The 5,468-nt window shown below is 63.9% G+C and carries 4 protein-coding genes; 2 read left to right on the top strand and 2 right to left on the bottom strand.

All coding sequences use genetic code 11. The features are described 5' to 3' along the window. Nucleotides 1-45: 45 nt before the first annotated feature. Nucleotides 46-1,245 carry a succinyldiaminopimelate transaminase gene (dapC, locus tag ACE04F_RS07625; RefSeq protein WP_486105658.1) on the top strand — a complete coding sequence of 400 codons (1,200 nt, stop codon included), beginning with the start codon at nt 46-48 and terminating at the stop codon, nt 1,243-1,245. A 302-nt stretch (nt 1,246-1,547) separates the two neighbouring features. After that, complete coding sequence (gene pyk, locus ACE04F_RS07620) at nt 1,548-2,999, top strand: pyruvate kinase (protein ID WP_305496457.1); 1,452 nt, start codon at nt 1,548-1,550, stop codon at nt 2,997-2,999. Nucleotides 3,000-3,165: 166 nt separating this feature from the next. On the opposite strand, the gene ACE04F_RS07615 is transcribed toward pyk, so the two are convergent. After that, nucleotides 3,166-4,113: an iron-sulfur-binding ferredoxin reductase gene (locus ACE04F_RS07615; RefSeq protein ID WP_486105657.1), complete on the bottom strand. Its 948-nt coding sequence runs from the start codon at nt 4,111-4,113 to the stop codon at nt 3,166-3,168. After that, entirely contained in the window at nt 4,106-5,212 is a 1,107-nt protein-coding gene (locus ACE04F_RS07610; protein ID WP_486105656.1) for a GGDEF domain-containing protein, read from the bottom strand. The genes ACE04F_RS07615 and ACE04F_RS07610 overlap by 8 nt, the downstream gene beginning before the upstream one ends. Between the last annotated feature and the right edge of the window lie 256 nt (nt 5,213-5,468).

The following is a 5,468-nucleotide window of genomic DNA, read 5'->3' as shown; positions in this document are numbered from 1 at the left end:
CCCCCCCCCCACAAGGGGCAGTGCCCACATTGAACGAGGCCCCCGATGAACAACGCTCTGAACCAGCTCCAGCCCTACCCGTTCGAAAAGCTCCGCGCCTTGCTTGGCAGCGTCACGCCCAATCCCGACAAGCGCCCGATCGCGCTGTCCATCGGTGAGCCCAAGCATCGCTCGCCCGCTTTCGTGGCTGAAGCCCTGGCCGGCAATCTGGAAAAAATGGCCGTGTACCCAACCACCCTCGGCATCCCCGAGCTGCGCGAAGCCATCACCGGTTGGTGCGAGCGCCGCTTCAACGTGCCAAATGGCTGGCTCGATCCGGCGCGCCATGTGCTGCCGGTCAACGGCACCCGTGAAGCCTTGTTCGCCTTTACCCAGACCGTGGTCAACCGTGGCGATGACGCCCTGGTCGTCAGCCCGAACCCCTTCTATCAGATCTACGAAGGCGCAGCGTTCCTGGCCGGGGCCAAGCCGCACTACTTGCCATGCCTGGATGAGAACGGCTTCAACCCGGATTTCGATGCCGTCTCGCCGGATATCTGGAAACGCTGCCAGATCCTCTTCCTGTGCTCCCCGGGCAACCCGACCGGCGCCTTGATTCCGGTGGACGTGCTGAAGAAGCTCATCGCCCTGGCTGACGAGCATGACTTCGTCATCGCGGCGGACGAGTGCTACAGCGAGCTCTACTTCGACGAACAGACCCCGCCGCCAGGCCTGCTCAGCGCCTGCGTCGAACTGGGTCGCAACGACTTCAAGCGCTGCGTGGTGTTCCACAGCCTGTCCAAGCGTTCCAACCTGCCTGGCCTGCGCTCCGGTTTCGTTGCTGGCGACGCCGACATCCTCAAGGGCTTTTTGCTCTACCGCACCTACCACGGCTGCGCGATGCCCGTTCAGACCCAACTGGCGAGCATTGCCGCGTGGAACGACGAAGCCCACGTAAAAGCCAACCGCGTGCTGTACCGGGAAAAATTCGACGCGGTGCTGGAAATTCTCAGCCCGGTGCTCGACGTGCAACGCCCCGATGGCAGCTTCTACTTGTGGCCGAACGTGGCCGGCGACGACGCGGCATTCTGCCGTGACCTGTTTGAACAGGAACACGTGACGGTCGTCCCAGGCTCGTACCTCTCCCGCGATGTGAACGGCGTCAATCCCGGCGCCGGCCGCGTGCGCATGGCCCTGGTCGCGCCATTGGCCGAATGCGTGGAAGCGGCGGAACGGATCCGCGCGTTCATCCAGCGCCGGGGTTGATGCTATCGAGCCGAAACGGACCGCTGTCGTGGCGAGGGAGCTTGCTCCGTTGGGCTGCGTAGCGGCCCCAAAGCAGACAACTCAATCTTCCTGGCGTAACGCGTTGGGCGGTTTCAGGGCCGCTTCGCGGTCCAGCGGGAGTAAGCTACCTCGCCACAAAAGCGATGTTCGGCAACCAAAGGCGCAAAAATTTTCAGGAATGTTCATTTCGAAAAAGAAACGAATAAGTAGTGCACATGAACAATGACTACACCCAAAGACCATAGTAGCCTTCGCTGGCGCTTGAACTTGAGGAGTCCTGCATGTCCGTCCGTCGCACCAAAATCGTCGCTACCCTTGGCCCGGCCAGTAACTCGCCGGAAGTTCTCGAACAGCTGATTCTGGCTGGCCTGGACGTTGCCCGCCTGAACTTCTCCCACGGCACCCCCGACGAGCACAAGGCTCGTGCCAAGCTGGTGCGCGACCTGGCCGCCAAGCACGGCCGCTTCGTCGCCCTGCTGGGCGACCTGCAAGGCCCGAAGATCCGCATTGCCAAATTCGCCAACAAGCGCATCGAGCTGAAGATCGGCGACAAGTTCACCTTTTCCACCAGCCACCCATTGACCGAGGGTAACCAGCAAGTCGTCGGTATCGACTACCCGGACCTGGTCAAGGACTGCGGCGTGGGCGACGAGCTGCTGCTCGACGACGGCCGCGTGGTGATGCGCGTCGAGACCGCCACCGCCACCGAACTGAACTGCGTCGTGACCATTGGCGGCCCGCTGTCGGACCACAAGGGTATCAACCGTCGCGGCGGCGGCCTGACAGCTCCGGCCCTGACCGACAAAGACAAGGCCGATATCAAGCTGGCCGCGGAGATGGAAGTCGACTATCTGGCGGTGTCCTTCCCGCGCGACGCGGCGGACATGGAATACGCCCGTCAATTGCGCGACGAGGCCGGCGGTACCGCCTGGCTGGTGGCCAAGATCGAACGCGCCGAAGCCGTGGCCGACGATGAAACGCTCGATGGCCTGATCAAGGCATCCGACGCCGTGATGGTGGCCCGTGGCGACCTCGGCGTGGAAATCGGCGACGCCGAGCTGGTGGGCATCCAGAAGAAGATCATCCTGCACGCACGCCGCCACAACAAGGCAGTGATCGTCGCGACCCAGATGATGGAGTCGATGATCCAGAACCCGATGCCGACCCGCGCCGAAGTGTCCGACGTAGCCAACGCTGTGCTCGACTACACCGACGCCGTGATGCTCTCGGCTGAAAGCGCCGCCGGCCTCTACCCGCTCGAGGCGGTGCAGGCCATGGCACGTATCTGCATCGGCGCTGAAAAGCACCCGACCGGCAAGACCTCCAGCCACCGCATCGGCAAGACCTTCGAGCGCTGCGACGAGAGCATTGCCTTGGCGACCATGTACACCGCCAACCACTTCCCGGGCGTGAAGGCGATCATCGCCCTGACCGAAAGTGGCTACACGCCGCTGATCATGTCGCGCATCCGCTCGTCCGTGCCGATCTACGCGTTCTCCCCGCACCGCGAAACCCAGGCCCGTGCCGCCATGTTCCGTGGCGTCTACACCGTGCCGTTCGACCCGGCGGCCCTGCAACCGGGCGAAGTCAGCCAGGCTGCGGTGGATGAACTGGTCAAGCGTGGCGTGGTGCAGACCGGCGACTGGGTCATCCTGACCAAGGGCGACAGCTACCACACCATTGGCGGCACCAACGGGATGAAGATCCTGCACGTCGGCGACCCGATGGTTTGATCACCGGTCGCTGAAAACAAAAGCCCCGCCATGTGAATGGCGGGGCTTTTTGGTTCATGGCTTTTAGGATGTGGTGCCTTGGCTGACGCCTTCGCGAGCAGGCTCGCTCCCACAGAGGGCGGCGCAAATCCATTGTGGGAGCGAGCCTGCTCGCGAAGGCGGTCTATCAGCTGCCGCTGTCCTCGCGGGTCAAAAACACATCCGCCAGCAACTGATTACGCGGCAACCCCGCCAGGTACAGACGCTTGGCAAACGCCTCGACCCGGTCCGGATGACCGCAGACCAGGGCCTGGGTCTGGCGCGAAGCCAGGCGCAGTTGCGCGAGCGCCGCTGGCGCCTCGGCCGCGGTCAACAGCTCGACGCTCAGGTTGGGGTGTTTGGCCGCCAGGGCCTTCAGAGGTTTATCCAGGTAATGCCCGGCCTCATCATGGGCCACGTGAATCAGCCGAATCGTGCCTTGGTGCTGCTGGCGCAGGGCTTCGCGGAGGATGCCGAACAGCGGTGCCAGGCCGGTGCCAGCGGCCAGCAGCCAGAGCGGCCGATCGTGCCAGTCGGCGTCGTAATGCAGCGCGCCGCCGCGCAGTTCGCCGAGGCGGATCGGGTCGCCGATGTTCAGTTGTCGCGCCGCATCGACGAATTGGCCGGGCTCGCGACAATCGAGGTGAAACTCCAGGAACCGATCTTCTTCGGGCAGGCTCGCCAGGGAGTACGGCCGGGCCACGTCACCGGCCCATAACACCAGGTGTTGCCCGGCTCGATAACGCAGTGCTCGTTGCGGGCTGACGCGCAGGCGCAGCACGTCAGCCCCCAGCCAATCCACCGCGTCCACCGCGGCGGCCTGGCCGTCGCGCTGCGGATCAAAGGTGTGGATCTGCACGTCTTCGATTACCTGGCACTGGCAGGCCAGACGCCAACCGTCATCACGCTGCGCCGGGCTCAGGGCGTCGGGGCGGCTGTCACGCACATCGCCTTGCAGACATTGCACCAGGCAGGCATGGCAACTGCCGGCCCGACAGCTGTAGGGCACCGGCACGCCGCCGTGGTTGAGCGCGTCCAGCAGGTTAGCGCCCGCCGCCACCGTCCATTGCCGGTCGGCGACTTTCAGTTCAGGCATCGACGTTCTCCCAGGCGGCGGCACAACGGTTGCGACCGTCCCGCTTGGCACGGTACAAGGCCTGGTCGGCGCGCTGCAAGGCGCTGTCCAGGTCATCGCCGATTTCCAGCAGGGTCATCCCCACCGACAAGCTGAGGTTGCCCACCGGCAGATCGACCAATCGAACCTCGGTAAACGCCAGCCGCAATCGCTCGCAACAGGCCGTCAGGCGCGCGGGATCGCAAGCTGGGAGCAGCATCACAAACTCTTCGCCGCCGTAACGGGCCAGCACATCGCCTTCGCGCAGGCACGCCGTGGCGACAGCGGCGAACGCCTGCAATACCTGGTCGCCTGCGGCATGGCCATGCAGGTCGTTGATGCGCTTGAAATGGTCGAGGTCGATCAATGCCAGGCCATGGGCGACCCCGGGCCTGAGGGTATTGAGCTCGCGGCTGGCCAAGCGCAGGAAGTGCCGGCGGTTGAACAGGCCGGTCAGCTCATCGGTGGCCACCAGGTCTTCGAGCTGGCGCATCATGCCGCGCAGAGTGTCCTGGTGCGCTTGCAAGGCAAACCGGCGCTGGCGCATGCGTTGGCGCGAGGTCTGGACGTAGCGGGCGTACAACACCAGCCACACCAGCACGATGAACAGCACGCACACTTGCAGACCGGCCAGCGTCGGATCGGGCAACCGGAAGAAATAACCGTCCCAGAGCGTAATCCCGGTGAAGCTGAGGAAGACCAGCGTCGCGCAGCGCACGAAGGCTCGGCGGGACAGGTGGAACAGCCCGAACAGCAGGATCAGCACATAGAACACCAGGAACAAGCCCCGGGCCTGGTCCAGGTGCGCCATCATCCACGTCTGCCAGCCCAGGCCGATCCAGACCTGTATTTCCGTGAGGCTGGGGTCGGCGAATCGCAGGTTGCGGTCGGTGATGAACAGCGTGAACAAACCGGCCTGGCACAGCACGACCAACAGGCTGCCGACAATGACGCCACGCAATGTGTCGAGGTAATGACCACTGAAAAACGCCAGCCACAACAATACCAATGCCAGCGCATAAGTCGTGGCTGCCAGGGCAAAGCGTTTAAGCAAAAGACGTTGGATGGCGTTATGGGTCAATCGGTGACTCACCATGGGAAAGGAGACTGACAGAGGCGTCCTACGCTACAGGCCAGACGCCACTTTAGTGGCGTGTTCGGCAAATGACCATTCAATTCTGGCGCAGAAAAATGGCGTCAAAGCAATGGCCCAGATTGACGCATCTGCTGGCTCCGACCCGGTCCCCGTGGCGAGGGAGCTTGCTCCCGCTCGGCCGGGCTGGCGCTCCAGTGCGCAGCGACCGCAAAAATCCTGGGGCCGCTGCGCAGCCCAGCGG

Source organism: Pseudomonas sp. AGC41 (genome assembly GCF_057334555.1).
The sequence above is the reverse complement of the archived record's forward strand: the minus strand, read 5'-3'. Positions and strand labels throughout refer to the sequence as shown.